The following is a 14963-nucleotide window of genomic DNA, read 5'->3' on the forward strand; positions in this document are numbered from 1 at the left end:
CGTCGATTATCAACTCTCAACTAATTATTTACCGCCATCGCCAAGCATTTTGTCTTTAAATCCAGGGGGGACGTCAATGAAGACTCGATCTCCAGATTTGAGACCATCCGTTACTTGAATTTTGTCTCTGACGGTGGTACCAACTTTAACTTCTTTAAACTTAGGCTCGTTATTTTCACCAGGTATATAAACCCCAGTTTTGCCTTTTCTGGAACCGATCGCGACTGTGGGTACAGTTAGGGCGTTATTGGTGCGTCTGCCACTAAAAATGGTGTTGACATTCATACCCGATCGCAGGACATCTTTGCCAGTATCGAGCGCGACGCGGACTTCAAATGAGGTGACGTTTTGCTCGACGACAGCTTCTGGTGCCACCAAGCGGACGGTACCTTGGAAGGGTTTGTCGCTATAGGCATCGGCAGTAATTTCGACTTTTTGGCCGACTTTGATCTTGCCGATATCGACTTCTGGTACCTTGGCTTTAACTTCCATATCTTTGGCTAAAGCCACGATCGAAGTGGAAGTCGCGGAGGTACTAGTCGAAGCCGAAGTTGTGGGCGTCACAAACGCGCCGACGCTAGCGTATCGTTGGGTAATCAATCCAGCAAACGGCGCGACGACGGTGGAGTCGTTAAGTTGAGATCGAGCCGATTGTAATTGGGCGTTAGCTACTGCTAGTGCGGCTGTGAGTTGGGCGATATCTTCGGGACGGGAGCCATTTTTGGCTTGCTCGTAGGCGGCTTGAGCTTGATCGACTTGAGCGGCTAGACTGGCGACATCTTCCGTCCGACTGCCGAGTTGGGATTGGCGCAAGGCTTGTTGGACTTCGGTGACGGCGGCTTGACGCTGGTTGATTTCCGATGCGCTGCTATTGCGTACCTGTTGGAGCTTTTGTTGGGCATCGAGGAGATTGGCGCGGGCGGTTTGGTAGTCAGCAGTGGCTCGATCGAGTGCATCCTGCGATACCGCTCCCGATTGCCGCAACGATCGATTGCGATCGACTTGGGCTTGGGCGAGTTTGAGTCGCGCTGTCGCTGAGGAAACTTGGGCTGTAGCCTGTTCGATTTGTTGGGGTGCGATCGATCGCGATAAATTTAAATTGGCTTGGGCTTGGGCTAATTTTGCCCGCACCTGAGCGGTTTCTTCGGGACGGTTGCCGTTTTTGGCTTTATTTAAATTGGCTTGGGCTTGCTCTAGTCTGGCTTTGGCTTGGGCAATTTCTTCAGGGCGCGAGCCATTTTTAGCCTTACTCAAGTTGGCTTGGGCTTGCTGCACGTTGGCTTGAGCTTGGGCGAAGGCGGCTTGCGCTTCGGCATTTTCCATTTGGGCGATTTTTTGCCCCTGCACGACGCGATCTCCCTGCTCGACAAATAGTTGTGACACTCTACCCGCCGTCTTGGGGCTGATATTGGCAGTTTGGAAGGGGATGACATTACCGCTAGCGGTGATGCGCTCGGTGAGATCTGCGGCTTTAGCAGCAGTCGTGTAGCGGTTGAGATCGATTTTCGGGGCTGGCTTAAACTGGGTGAATGCGATCGTTCCAAGTGCCGCCAGTCCGATTGTTGCTGCCACTACACCTGCAATGACAGGGATCGGACGTTTGATGTTATTTATGAGAGGTAGTTGCATAGGAGGTCGCGGCGCACTTATCTAGGGTTCAGACTCTCGAATCGCTTCTCGTTGGCGCAGACCCTCCCTTGGAGAGTAGATCTACCGATTAGGCAGCTCGACGATCGACTTTTAACAGAATCTGTTACTTTTATTCACAATTCTAACTCGATATCATGGGTAGTGACTAGTGTCAAAAGTCATATCCCGCAGTAGTGAAAACCCTCAGTAAATCTACATAGGGATCGCTACTTTTAACTCGATCGAGTTGCTAAGTGAGGTAGCCTAGATTTAGGTGCGTACCAGTGTCGATCGATCGCCTGAGTCGATCTTAGCTTCGCCATCGTTGTCAAGTAGCTGTAGAATCTGTCTTATGATGGAATCGACAAACAACACCAACCTTTCGCTCAAAAATTGTAATTTCGACAGTTTTCTTTCTACTTGTCTTCGATATATTTACCTAGACCTAACTTATCGTGCATAAACGGATCTCTCTCTTCTTACTCCCGATCGCTTGCCTAGGGATTTTGAGCTTGCCCATGTCTATGTCTGCTCGCAGCCAAGCTTTAGTACCTTATACCCCCAAGAAAGACCCCAAATCGCTAGAAGACACCAGCAAAATTTTACTCAGACAAGCTGCTGGATTAGTTCAATTTCAACAATACGAACAGGCAATTCCCCGTGTGGCTTTAGCTACTCAATTAGCACCAAAAAGCCATGAAGCTTGGTTCTTTTTAGGTTCTTTATACGTCCAAACTCAAAAGTATCAAAGAGGGATCGATGCCTTACTACAGGCAAAGGCTATCAAACCGCAAGATCCAGACATCTTATTTATGTTAGGTTCGGCTTATTTCCAAAAAGGCGAACTACCACAAGCGATCGATACCCTTCAAGCCGGACTGAAAATTAAGCCAGACAACAATAGCGCGCTGTTCGATCTAGGCAATGCTTACTATAAGTCGAATAAATATGCCGACGCGATCGCTCAATATCAAAAAGCTGTCAAAAAAGACCCCAAATTTTGGCCAGCTATCAACAATATCGGTTTGGTTAATTACGAAACAGGCGATATCAATGGTGCCATGCAAAACTGGCAACGCGCGATCGCCATCGATCCTAAAGCCGCCGAACCCGTGCTAGCGATGGCTGTTGCCCTGTTCGCTCAAGGCAAACAAGTTGAAGCATTTACTACTGCCGAAAAAGCGATTACCCTCGATAGTCGCTATGCCAACATCCAATATCTCAAAGATAACTTGTGGGGTGATAAACTCCTCAATGACACTCGCAAACTAATCCAAACCCCACGGGTGCGGGAGTTTATTACTAAGGCTCCGGTTAGAGGGTAGAGCGTAGGGGATAGGCTTTAGGTGTTAGGCTTTAGGCTTTAGGTGTTAGGCAAGAAGGTTTTAGGCAAGAAGGTTTTAGGCTTTAGGCTTTAGGTGTTAGGCAAGAAGGTTTTAGGGTTTAGTCAAAGGACGTTAGGCAGAAGGCTGTCTGCTCTAGATTGCAAATAACATTAGAACGCCTGCGTTGTAATCCTAAAACCTAAAACCTAAAACCTAACCCCTAACCCCTAGCACCTAGCCTTAGTAATTGTGTATTATTATTTTGCAGTCTCGCCCGATTGCGAACAGTTTGTGGCAGACTGAGATTAACTTAAGCGATCGAGATAGGCATTTGAACTCATGGTAAAACAGTTAGATCTGCTAGGTACAGAAAAAATTATTCCGATCGACCTGCCCTCAGAGATGCAGCGATCGTACCTGGAATACGCCATGAGTGTGATTGTAGGACGGGCGTTGCCTGACGTCCGCGATGGGTTAAAACCAGTACATCGACGGATTGTGTATGCAATGCACGAATTGGGACTCACACCCGACAGGCCTTACCGCAAATGCGCTCGTGTCGTCGGGGATGTATTGGGTAAATATCACCCCCATGGCGACCAATCGGTCTATGATGCCCTAGTAAGGCTGGTTCAGGACTTTTCGACCCGTTATCCACTCTTGGCCGGACACGGTAATTTTGGCTCGGTAGATAACGATCCGCCAGCAGCAATGCGTTATACCGAGACGCGACTAGCACCGTTGAGTCATGAGGCTCTTTTGGGCGAGATCGGCACCGCAACGGTGGACTTTATCGGTAACTTTGATAACTCCCAACAGGAGCCGACAGTTTTACCCGCGCAAGTACCGATTCTGCTGGTGAATGGCTGTAGCGGGATTGCGGTGGGGATGGCGACAAACATCCCGCCCCACAATATCGGCGAAGCGATCGATGGTGCGATCGCGCTGATCGACAAACCCGATCTCCCCGATGCCAAATTATGGGAATTGATTCCTGGCCCCGATTTTCCCACAGGTGGGGAGATTATGGGCATAGAGGGCATTCACGATGCTTATCGCACGGGGAGAGGGATTATTACCGTGCGTGGGGTTTCTCATGTCGAAATTGCTAGCGATCGTGCCAAGCTGACTAAATCTAAAAAACGGCGCGATTCGTTGATCGTCACCGAACTACCCTTTCAGGTAAATAAAGCCGCGTGGATTGAAAAAGTTGCCGAACTCGTCAACGCGGGCAAAATCGACGGTATTGCCGATCTGCGCGATGAAAGCGATCGCGAGGGGATGCGCGTCGTCATCGAGATCAAGCGCGATAGCGAACCCCGCAACGTTCTCGAACAACTCTACCGCCAAACCGCTCTCCAGAGCAACTTTGGCGCAATTATGTTGGCAATTGTCGAAGGACAACCCAGACAACTTACCCTCAGACAACTGCTCGAAGAATTTCTCAAGTTTCGAGAAGTTACCCTCACCCGTCAGTACGGAAACGAACTAGAACAGGCTCAAAAACGGGTACACCTGGTGTCTGGCTTACTGACGGCACTAGATAACCTCGATGCGGTAATTAATATCCTCCGCAACGCTCCAGATGGCACCACCGCCAAAGCGATCTTTCAGACAGATTTGAACCTGAGCGAGACGCAGGCGGACGCGATTTTGGCGATGCCCTTGCGCCGCTTAACTGGCTTAGAAAAGAAAAACCTCCAGACAGAGTTCCAAGAAGTTAATACCAAGATTAATACCCTCAATACCCTCTTACAAGATCGGAACGAACTGCTCAAATCGCTCAAGAAAGATTTGCGATCGCTCAAACGCAAATTTGCAGACGCTCGTCGCACCAAAATTACCAAGATAGAGCCGCCAGTCCCCCAAGCTAAGGCCGATAGAGCCGCCTCAACTAGAACTAAAAATGCTAGTGCTGAAACACCAAAAGAGGCTCGTACCAGGACACTCCCACCCTCGCAACTTCAAATCATTGAAACCGAACCCGGTCAACCAGTAACAGTCGAAATTACCCATCAAGGATATATTAGACGCCTGAGTAAAACCGGATCGAAACTCAATTTACAAACTAATGATTTCGTCACCAAAACTTACCAAACTAACACCGAAGCAGAACTCATATTAGTCACCAGCGATGGCAAAGCTTATCCCTTAAGAATTCGCGATATCCCGCCTACCCTCGGTAACGATCGCGGCACGCTCCTGACTAGCTTAATTCCCGCACTGGCAGAAAGCCCCGACGAACGGGTTCTCTTTAGCCTGCCCACTCCCGACGAAGCCCCAGATGACATGCAGCAACTGCTGCTGCTCACCGCCCAAGGGAAAATTAAACGTATCCTTATCCAAGAACTCAGCGGACTCACAAACCGAGGCACCACTTTAATCAAACTCCGCGAAGACGACAAACTGCACACCATTACCCCACTGACTAGTCAGCGCGAGATCGTGATTGCCACCTCTGGCGCGCGGATTCTGCGCCTCGCGCTCGCCTCCGAGCAAATCCCCCTGATGGGACGCGTCTCCCAAGGCATCCAAGCTCTCAAAGTCGGCAATCGAGAGCAGATCGTCGGCTGTATTCCAGTTAATAGCACCGACGAAATCGTCCTAATCTCGCGCCAAGGATACGCCAAACGCATCCCCATCGCCGCGATTCGGATCGTCCAAACTGGCAATATGGGCACTCATGCCATGCAATTTGCCATCAAAACCGATAATCTGCTCTACATCAACGTTCCGGCGGAAACTCTCGATCTAGTCACAACTACCCACCGTCACGAACTCGTAGCGATCGATCGGGTTCAAACCTATGGCAAAGATGGCACTGGTGATAAACTTGTCGAATTAGCTCCCAATGAAGAGATAATGTTCGTAAATTAGCTAGATGGTGAGAATGGGTAATGGGTGATGGGTAATAAGCAATATTCCCTATCGTCTCTGATTCAAACTTAAATTCAGCCGTTCCTGAGCAGTTTTCAGTGCGGCGGCTGGCGAATTTTTATTTAGTAATACCGACTCGATCGCGCGTCCGAGATTTTCTGATATTTGACTGTAACCAGGTTCGATCGGGCGCGCTCTGCCATATTTGGCTTGGTCTAAAAATACTTGAATTGCTGGCGTTTTGCTGACATAATCACGATAGTTCGAGCGATCGCGAGATTTGAGATTGACGGGTAAATATCCCGTACCTAATGCCCATTCAGTCTGAAAATCTTCGCTTAGTACGTATTCCATGAACTCCCAGGCTGCTTGTTGGTGTGCGGGAGTACTTTTCATCATAAATAGATTTTCACCACCCGTACTGGTTGCCGATCGAGTGCCAGCCGGAATTGGCATTACATCATAATCAGTGAAATTCATGCCCCCTAATTGGCCGAATGTCCAGGGGCCAGTTAATTGCATCGCTACTTTACCAGACAGGAAATTATCTAACTCATAACCGCGCTCTGGTGAAGATAAAATTGCATGACCATCTTTAACTAAATCTTGCCACAATTTTAAAGCCGCGATCGAGCCGGGATTATCGATGCTCCAAAGGAGCGGCTTTGCCAACGTCGTTAGCTTTTCAGATTTGAGTTCGCCACCGCCACTCCACATGAATGGTAGCCACGTAAATACCGTCCATTCCCCTTGTCCTAAGGGTAATAGCATCCCATATTTATCGATTTTGCCATCACCATTACTATCGCGAGTTAATTGTTTGGCAGTTGCTTGAAATTCTGGCCAATTAGTGGGAATTTGCTCGATTCCGGCAGCTTTAAATAGACTGGGACGATAAAAAATTCCGACATTATTCGTTCCAAACGGGATCGACCACAAATGATTTTCGTATTGCATCGAGCCGAGTAAAGCCGGATCGATATCTTTAGTAACTGTCGATCGTTCCCACAACTTATCGATCGGTTCGATCGCTTCTAAATCGACTAATTGTCCCGTTAACATCGAACCATACCAGAGTAAATCTGGCTTTGCATCGCCGACAATCGCTGCGAGAATTTTAGGTAATTGGCGATCGGATTGGCCGATATATAACGACTCAACTTCGATTTTTGGGTGCGATCGATTGAACTTAGCTACTAACTTATCAAAAACCTCACGATTGGGCGGCGGATTGATCCCTTGCCATAACGTCAGATGCGTTACACCCTCGCGATCGAGTCGCGCTGGCGTACATCCTGCGAGAATTATGAGTAAAATTAAAGCGATCGAGATTCCAATTTTAGAAGCTAATCGGTTTGTATGGCAGGTCATAGTAAATGGGCAAATATTAAGCGACAAAAGGCGCGAGTCGATGCGGTACGCGGGAAAACATTTACCCAATTATCGCGAGCAATTATCGTCGCTGCCAGAAATGGGATTCCCGATCCCGATGGTAACTTCCAACTGCGGACGGCAATCGAAAAAGCCAAAGCAGCAGGTATCCCCAACGATAACATCGATCGGGCCATCGCTAAGGGTGCGGGTACTGCCGATAGTAATGCCCAACTCGAAGAAATTCGCTACGAAGGTTACGGTGCAGGCGGTGTCGCGATTATTGTCGAAGCCCTAACAGACAATCGCAATCGCACCGCCGCCGAGTTGCGATTTGCCTTTACCAAACGCGGTGGTAACCTGGGAGAAACTGGCTGTGTGAGCTGGATGTTCGACCTTAAAGGCGTTTGCACGATCGTCGGCAGTATCGATGAGGATCGGCTCTTAGAAGCAGCTTTAGAAGGCGGTGCGGACGTGTATGAGCTGCTCGACGATGAGGAGCAACCAGGGGCGGAAGTATTTACGACAGTGGTAAATCTCGAACGACTCAATACCGCATTGCGTGCTGAGGGGTTTAAAGTTAGCGATGCCGAACTGCGGTGGGTGCCCCAAACGACGGTATTAGTCGAAGATCCGGAGCAAAGTAAGCAACTGCTCAAATTAATTGAAGTGCTCGAAGCTTTGGATGATGTCCAAACAGTAACTGCTAATTTCGATCTGGCGGATGAGTTGTTGGGTTGATGGTACTTTTAGAGCATATAGGTAGCCACCGATTGTGTCTTGTCTTGACGCGCTTTTTACGGCGGGAAACCCGCCGAGCGCGCGTCGCTGACCGAAACGCACGCTGAGGGAGTCTCAGAGCGATTTCGGTCGCAAATCGGGGCTAGATCTTCCAGTCTGCGTAGGCAGACTTTGCAACATCAGCCGGGGTTTCCAACCCCACGCAGACATTCATCCTCAGATCCCGAGCGAGTGAAGCTGTTAAGATCTAGTTAGTACTATCCGATCGAGTAGTTAATTTATGACAGCATATACTTCCGACGAACTAAATGCGATCGCCAGCGCACCGATGACAGTTGGCATGGCGGTGGCCATCGCCGATATGGGAATAATTTCCAGCGCGATCGAAGCTGTCGCACTCACCAAAGAAATCGTCGGTGCAGGCAAAAAATATCCTAATAACTCGATCGTTCAAGCTGTTTTCTCCGAAGCCGTTTTAGCTAGCGGTAAAATCCAACGGAAGAAACCAGATTTCAGACCAGAAGATATCGAATCTGGCGCATTTGTCACTAAAGCGATTGCGGCTGTCGATTTAGCCCTAGCAGCCATCGGCGACAAAGCTACACCCACAGAAATTACCGAATTCAAGCAGTTTGTATATGATTGCGCCGAAGCCGTCGCCAGCGCGGCTGGTAGTGGCTTATTCGGTTCGGGAGATCCCAAAATTAGTCCCGCCGAAGCTTCAGCTCTAGCCAAAATCAAGGCCGGATTAAGCATTTAGCGCGCGAGTGATCGAAGTAGAAATTTGGGGTAGATGCTGTCTTGAGTGAAACACATGCGGAGGGAACCTCCGCATGATTTCACTCGCTTCATGAATTGCCCCTACCCCAAATTTCTACTTCACCTCTTCCGGAAAATTATCCCTTAAATTAGCAATACCGTATTTTCAAAGGGTAACCCACAGGATAAAGTAGAGAGGCGATCGGATAGTTGCTCTCGTAGCAGCTCGATTGCGATGTAAGTCGATAATTTCCACCCTGTTTGTGGGTATCTTTGGTTAAAGAAGAGATCGACCACAGCCAGCAGGGTGAGAGTTATTGATGCTTACTTGGCTGTCTTCCCAAACACATGCGCCAAGTTTCCTCGGCGCAATTTGGGTCGCTGTGTCAAAAATTCTCTACCCCCCGACTCCCAATCGTTATGACGCTAACCACTGAAACCGTAGATCGATCGACGTCAACTTACGAAGTTGCCACCGCAATCGAGACATATCAATTACGCAAAGTTTATCGCACTGGCTTTTGGTTAAATCGCAAGGTTGAATCATTAAAAGAATGCACCCTCCAAGTCTATGAAGGTGAAACTTTTGGATTATTGGGCTTGAATGGTGCGGGCAAAACTACCCTACTCAAAACATTATTAGGTATTGTCAAGCCGACAGCAGGCAAAGGCTTATTACTCGGCAAACCCTTGGGAGATCGATCGATCAAACAAAAGATCGGTTATCTACCCGAAAATCCTTATTTCTATGACTTTCTCACTGGCTGGGAATTACTAGAATACACCGCTGGCTTATTTGAAATCCCCAGATCGATCCAAAAACAACGCATCCCAGCATTACTCGAAATGGTTGGTTTAGCCCAATCAGCGGCCAAGAAAAAGCAACTCCGCCAGTACTCCAAAGGCATGGTTCAACGGGTCGGGATGGCGCAGGCATTAATTAACGACCCCGACCTCGTATTCCTCGACGAACCCATGTCTGGACTCGATCCTTTGGGTCGCAAACAGATGCGCGATCTGATTGTTTCGCTAGGAGATCGCGGTAAAACTGTCTTCTTTAATAGTCACGTTCTCACCGAAGTCGAACAAATTTGTAGTCGCGTCGGTATCCTAGCACAAGGTGAACTAATTTGCTGCGGTACTCTATCCGAATTACTCACCAATGAAGATCGCTATTATTATGTTTCCGGACGTGGCGGCGATCGAGATATTCTCAGTCGCTGGATCGAAAAAATCGATTATAGAGACGATATTTGGACTGGCAAAATTTACGGCGAACCGCAAGAATTTATGGCCACATTACGATTGATGGATGCCGAATTAATCTCTCTGCAACAAGGACGCGCTTCTCTCGAAGAATTTTTCATGGAACAGATGGAACTCCGAGGTATTCGATCGAGCAGCTAGGAAAGTAGTAGCCAAACATCTTGAAGAGCTACCATCGATACTATTAATACGATACCCCATAGGTAAGCACAAGGCAGGGTGGTTTCATACAAGAAAAGAAAAGTGCAAAAGCCTTGGTGCTTGGTCTTTAACCGCCCTGAAATGAATTTCGGGCTAATAGCGAAAGTTCACTGAAGTGAACTGAAATATTTTTATTCTGCTGTATGAAACCACCCTGCCATGGCCACACACAAGGGGCACCCCTATACAATTGACCTGTAGCAAGATAGGTTAATTGTTGGAGGAGAAAAGTCTTTCAGTCCATTTCAATGGACTTTTGCCGTTAGCCCCAAATTCATTTGAGGGCGGTTGAAGACTAATAACTAGGGTTTTAGATTTGCTTTGGTGACAATTAATCCACCCTGCTACACAATTAACCTGTAGGGGTGCCCCTTTTGGGTACCCTCAGATCTACGCTTTTACTAAAGGTTATATACCGAGCAAAATGTGAGGTTACATAATCGGATCGTGAACGGTAACCAACTTAGTACCATCCGGAAATGTCGCCTCCACTTGCACGTCATGAATCATCTCCGGAATCCCTTCCATGACATCCTCCCGCGACAGTAGCGTCTTACCATAATTCATCAACTCAGCCACCGTTTGCCCATCCCGCGCACCTTCTAAAATCGCCGCAGAGATATAAGCAATCGCCTCCGGATAATTGAGCTTTAACCCTCTAGCTTTACGACGCTCCGCAACTAAAGCGGCTGTGAAAATTAAAAGCTTGTCTTTTTCTTGTGGTGAGAGTTGCATGTTAGGTTTTAAGCTTTAGGCTTTAGGTTTTATGCCGAAGGTAGAGAATGGGAAAAGTGGATAATAGATAGTTGATAGGAAACGCTGGCATTCCATCATTACCCATTACCCATCAACCCTATTGCCATACTCGCAAATGAATCGGTGGACTGTCGAGATAGAAATGACGAAGTAAGTGCCAAACTGCGGTAAACCAGCGACGGACTTCGGTAGTAGAGTCGCCGCGATAGCGACATAAGATCCCTTCTGTCAGACGGGTGACTCCGATTTTACTCGGTTCGCCATCAAACAGAGATCGAGCTTTGATGACGAGATTTTTACTTGCCAGTAGAGCGTCTGGCTCTAGACTGGTAGCACCAATCCAGGCTAAAGTACCGACGATCGGATATCCAGCCAAAATATTGGGCAGATCGATCTGGTCATCTCCATAGAGTAATTGTCGATCGATCCAGACTGGGATGCCTTGACGATATACTTCTGTCGCCGATCTCCAGACACCATGGTTGAATCGCTCGCCCCGTGCCGTTCGTCCGAATCGATCGATCTCCCATCCCAGCCAGCTCGCTGTCGCCGCCAGATTGACTTGTAAGTGTCGATCGAATAGCGCGCCATCAAAGATAATTGTCTCTTGAGGCAACCACTCTAGACAGGCATTCTCGCCCACATTCTGGACGATTTGTTCGGATGCTAGCGCACCATTACTGCCATAGATTTTAGCAGCCGCTGCCGTGGTAATTACCGCCCGCGATCGAGGTTGCAGGTCGATATCGATATTGAGCCGATCTCCGCCCACGACGCCACCCGCAGTATGCAGGATCGTGTTATGACAGATAGCTACACTTTCGGGATAAAAAGAGCGTTGGACTTTGAGCGGTGCGGTACCGCGATGTTCGATGGCTTGAGTTTTACCCCTAGCGTAACCATAAATGAGTTGTAGACGTCCTTGCCAACCGGGAAATGCGTCAAGATTATTCTGGTTCATCTACTTCGACTGCGATCGTCGGGGCATTTTCAAGCAGAAATAATCGCGCCAGCTTGTCATATACTCCTGCGCCAATATACTGAGGATATGTGTGCGATCGACTGTAAATCCAGATTAATTCTTCACCATCAAAAATTCGGACATCTTGCAATAAACTTTTACACTGAGATTTGAGAGAATTGCCCGCCTCTAGGGCATCCGTCCATCGCTCGAACTGGCGATCGTAATCTTTTGCGAATACTCTAAACATGAAATTTGCGATCGATTGTTGGTGATAAGCAGATCTCCAGGATCGGCTCGATTGAGGATTTATGCCTACAGCGATTCAGACAAAATGGATTGCCTGCAACCTGGCAATTCTTGTATGCTGAGAGTAGGGGCGAGCGGCATCGCTCTAACGTGCTGCGTCGGCGCGAGTCTCGTCCTTCTGTAGCCTATCTTATCGAGCAACATTTTAACCATTCTCCTAACCTATTTTTTTTGATAACTATGTCTCTATTTCGTCCGCTGATCTCCCTGCTCCTCGTACTGGTTTCCGTCTTAGTTGTTAGCTGTGGTGATGGTTCCCAAGTAAAGGCTCCAACTTATAGTGCTGCACAATTGACTCAAATTCAAGCCACCAGCAAAAATGTCAAAACATTAACCGATCGAATGCCAGAACTAGCTATTTTCATTCAAGAGCGCGATTGGAATAATGTCAAATCCTTCATTCACGGCCCTCTAGGCGAAATCAGAACGCGGATGTCTGGTTTATCCAGAGAGCTATTACCAGGTAGCAAAGAGCAAGCTTTGAAAATTAGCAAAGAAGTCTTTGAACATCTCAACAAGATCGATGCAGCCGCTGGCAATAACGACTACAAACTTGCCATCCGCAACTATGGCGAAGCTCTCAAGGATCTAGCAAGTTTCGAGAAGCTGATTCCTCAGGCGTAGTTAGCTCTAAATTGAGGATAATTATCTCTTCCTTAAAATATCATCGGGTAGGGGCAATTCATGAATTGCCCCTACCCGATGATATTTTAAGGGTTGCTGGTGAAAATAAATCTAACCCATCAACCAGCGATCGACGATCGATTATCAATTATCAATTAAATGTCTATCATCAATTAACAATGTAGGGTGGGCAATGCCCACCATCTAGATTTCAGGCATAGCATATTTTATAAATAATTGTGTCTAGCTATTTGCAGAGAGAGCGAAACTTATGTGGTGGGCAATGCCCACCCTACTGGGACGACCAGACTAAAAATGTGGGTAAAGAGATCGCTCAAAATATTACCGATTGTATTTTCCAGAGTTCTGAATGCCCACAATTTTAGTCTGGTCACGCCACTACTACTATTCTATCTTTGAGTAGGAAGGAATTATCAATTATCAATTATCAATTATCAATTAATAATCAAATGTCTATTAGTATTATTGGCTGCGGCATTATTGGCGCGACAATTGCTTACGAACTGAGTCAATCGACCGATTTTAAAATCGACGTTTACGATCGACAACAGCCAGCGCAAGCAGCGACGGGTGCAGCTTTAGGCGTAATGATGGGGATTATCTCGACGAAAGTTAAAGGACGTGCTTGGAACTTGCGGAGAGATAGTATTCGTCGCTATCAAACTCTAATTCCCGAACTCGAAAAATCCACAGGCATCAAGATTCCTCACAATTCGCAAGGAATTGTCAAATTATTATCATCTGAAGACGATCTGAGTAAATGGACGCAATTAGTCACCAGTCGCACCGAACAAGAGTGGCAACTAGAGTTATGGAATGCCCGCAAAATCTTGACTCAACTGCCTCAAATAGATCGTCAATTTACGGGGACTGCGGCTTATTCACCCCAAGATTTACAAGTCGATCCAGTCGCGCTCACAAATGCCTTGGTAGCTGCGGCGAAACTAAATGGGGTGAATTTTCATTTCGATCGATCGATCGAGTCTATTCGCGCCGATAACCCCAATAGCTGCGAACTTTTAACCGCTGACGATCGAAAAATAACTAGCGATCGAGTTATCGTTACGGCGGGTTTGGGTGCTACTAGTTTACTCGCGCCACACGCATCTATCGACATTCAACCCGTACTCGGACAAGCAATCCAAATCCGGTTATCGCAACCATTAGGCAATCCCGATTTTCAACCCGTAATTGTCAGTGAAGATGTCAATATCGTTCCCTGTGGTGGTAACGATTATTGGGTGGGTGCGACGGTAGAATTTCCTGTCGATGGGGCGATGGTAGCAGATCCGGCATGTCTGGAACGAGTCAAACAAATCGCCATCGGGATCTGTCCCGATTTAGCTAAGGGCGAAATTATCCGCACCTGGCAAGGCTTGCGCCCCCGTCCCAATCATCGTCCGGCTCCGGTAATCGATCGAGTTGGCAAGAATCAGCGCGTATTAGTGGCGACAGGACACTATCGCAATGGTATTTTACTCGCCCCAGCAACCGCACGAATTATCGGCGATATGTTGTTAATTAATTGATAATCAATGCCGAAATTTAGAGTAGGGGCAATTCATGAATTGCCCCTACTCTAAATTTCGGGTATACATCTAAGGTGAATCAGACCTAAATTCAGCAACGGCTAATATTTAATCGATACGCTGATATTTGTGAGGCAATAATTCACCGATCGTGACAATCTTTTGTTCGGAAATAATCGTTTGACAATCTGGTGCATAGTCAGAAATTAATTCCCGACACATCCCGCATGGTGAAACGATGTTACCTTGAGGATCGACGGCAACGATCGTCTCAAGTTCGGTATCTCCGACTGCTGCTGCCATCCCAATGGCGATTGCTTCGGCACAAACAGCAACTCTACCAACATTCGCTTCTAAATGAACGGCAGCAAATACTCGGCCAGATTTGGTTCTTAATGCTGCTCCGATGTGGTGATAGTCTTGTTTAAAACGCTTAGAGATAATCGATCGAGCCTGTTCGATAAGTTCTCGATCGATCGAGCTGAGTGAAGACATCGCTTTACAATCTGAATGATTTTAAATAACCTAGCATGGCTTTTTAGTAACGAGCGAGTTTCTAGTCCCCGCTCCCCGCTGTCTTGATGTGCGCTCGTC

General features: G+C 47.5%; 14 protein-coding genes. 8 read left to right on the plus strand and 6 right to left on the minus strand.

All coding sequences use genetic code 11. The annotated features are described in order from the left end of the window. Positions 1-24: 24 nt before the first annotated feature. Positions 25-1629, minus strand: coding sequence for an efflux RND transporter periplasmic adaptor subunit (locus tag CHA6605_RS00760; RefSeq protein ID WP_015157642.1), 1605 nt, complete (start codon positions 1627-1629; stop codon positions 25-27). 524 nt (positions 1630-2153) lie between these two features. On the opposite strand from CHA6605_RS00760, the gene CHA6605_RS00765 reads away from it, so the two are divergent. After that, entirely contained in the window at positions 2154-2954 is an 801-nt protein-coding gene (locus CHA6605_RS00765; RefSeq protein WP_232432154.1) for a tetratricopeptide repeat protein, read from the plus strand. A gap of 339 nt (positions 2955-3293) precedes the next feature. Beyond that, complete coding sequence (locus CHA6605_RS00770; protein ID WP_015157644.1) at positions 3294-5831, plus strand: DNA gyrase/topoisomerase IV subunit A; 2538 nt, start codon at positions 3294-3296, stop codon at positions 5829-5831. A 48-nt stretch (positions 5832-5879) separates the two neighbouring features. Here the strand turns inward: CHA6605_RS00770 and CHA6605_RS00775 are convergent, their stop codons facing one another. Then, positions 5880-7202, minus strand: coding sequence for an ABC transporter substrate-binding protein (locus CHA6605_RS00775; protein ID WP_051038628.1), 1323 nt, complete (start codon positions 7200-7202; stop codon positions 5880-5882). Between CHA6605_RS00775 and CHA6605_RS00780 the strand changes: the two genes are divergently transcribed. The 3 genes from CHA6605_RS00780 to CHA6605_RS00790 all read left to right on the plus strand — a co-directional run bounded on the left by CHA6605_RS00780 (position 7191) and on the right by CHA6605_RS00790 (position 10109). Next, positions 7191-7943 (plus strand): YebC/PmpR family DNA-binding transcriptional regulator, encoded by a 753-nt coding sequence (locus CHA6605_RS00780; protein WP_015157645.1) that lies wholly within the window; start codon positions 7191-7193, stop codon positions 7941-7943. The two genes, CHA6605_RS00775 and CHA6605_RS00780, sit on opposite strands and share 12 nt — an antisense overlap. Positions 7944-8223: 280 nt before the next feature. Then, the gene (locus CHA6605_RS00785; RefSeq protein WP_015157646.1) at positions 8224-8703 is read left to right on the plus strand and encodes a hypothetical protein; all 480 of its coding nucleotides are present in this window, start codon (positions 8224-8226) and stop codon (positions 8701-8703) included. A 419-nt stretch (positions 8704-9122) separates the two neighbouring features. Then, on the plus strand, positions 9123-10109 hold the full coding sequence (locus CHA6605_RS00790) for an ABC transporter ATP-binding protein (RefSeq protein ID WP_015157647.1): 987 nt from the start codon (positions 9123-9125) through the stop codon (positions 10107-10109). A gap of 492 nt (positions 10110-10601) precedes the next feature. Here the strand turns inward: CHA6605_RS00790 and ureA are convergent, their stop codons facing one another. The 3 genes from ureA to CHA6605_RS00805 all read right to left on the minus strand — a co-directional run bounded on the left by ureA (position 10602) and on the right by CHA6605_RS00805 (position 12136). Continuing rightward, positions 10602-10904 (minus strand): urease subunit gamma, encoded by a 303-nt coding sequence (gene ureA, locus CHA6605_RS00795; RefSeq protein WP_015157648.1) that lies wholly within the window; start codon positions 10902-10904, stop codon positions 10602-10604. A 118-nt stretch (positions 10905-11022) separates the two neighbouring features. Next, positions 11023-11886, minus strand: a complete 864-nt coding sequence (locus CHA6605_RS00800; RefSeq protein ID WP_015157649.1) for an urease accessory protein UreD — start codon at positions 11884-11886, stop codon at positions 11023-11025. After that, a complete protein-coding gene (locus CHA6605_RS00805) occupies positions 11873-12136 on the minus strand; it encodes a hypothetical protein (protein WP_015157650.1) in 264 nt (87 codons plus the stop codon). Before CHA6605_RS00805 ends, CHA6605_RS00800 begins: the two co-directional genes overlap by 14 nt. A gap of 149 nt (positions 12137-12285) precedes the next feature. Here CHA6605_RS00805 and psbQ point away from each other — a divergent pair, with 149 nt between their 5' ends. The 3 genes from psbQ to CHA6605_RS00815 all read left to right on the plus strand — a co-directional run bounded on the left by psbQ (position 12286) and on the right by CHA6605_RS00815 (position 14369). Beyond that, entirely contained in the window at positions 12286-12819 is a 534-nt protein-coding gene (gene psbQ / locus CHA6605_RS00810) for a photosystem II protein PsbQ (protein WP_422678772.1), read from the plus strand. 239 nt (positions 12820-13058) lie between these two features. Further along, positions 13059-13205 (plus strand): hypothetical protein, encoded by a 147-nt coding sequence (locus tag CHA6605_RS33460; protein ID WP_157259689.1) that lies wholly within the window; start codon positions 13059-13061, stop codon positions 13203-13205. A gap of 84 nt (positions 13206-13289) precedes the next feature. Beyond that, positions 13290-14369 carry an NAD(P)/FAD-dependent oxidoreductase gene (locus CHA6605_RS00815; RefSeq protein WP_015157652.1) on the plus strand — a complete coding sequence of 360 codons (1080 nt, stop codon included), beginning with the start codon at positions 13290-13292 and terminating at the stop codon, positions 14367-14369. Positions 14370-14477: 108 nt separating this feature from the next. Here the strand turns inward: CHA6605_RS00815 and CHA6605_RS00820 are convergent, their stop codons facing one another. Beyond that, the gene (locus tag CHA6605_RS00820; protein WP_015157653.1) at positions 14478-14864 is read right to left on the minus strand and encodes a cytidine deaminase; all 387 of its coding nucleotides are present in this window, start codon (positions 14862-14864) and stop codon (positions 14478-14480) included. Between the last annotated feature and the right edge of the window lie 99 nt (positions 14865-14963).

Origin of the sequence: Chamaesiphon minutus PCC 6605, assembly GCF_000317145.1 — a bacterium.
Classification (GTDB): Bacteria; Cyanobacteriota; Cyanobacteriia; order Cyanobacteriales; family Chamaesiphonaceae; genus Chamaesiphon; species Chamaesiphon minutus.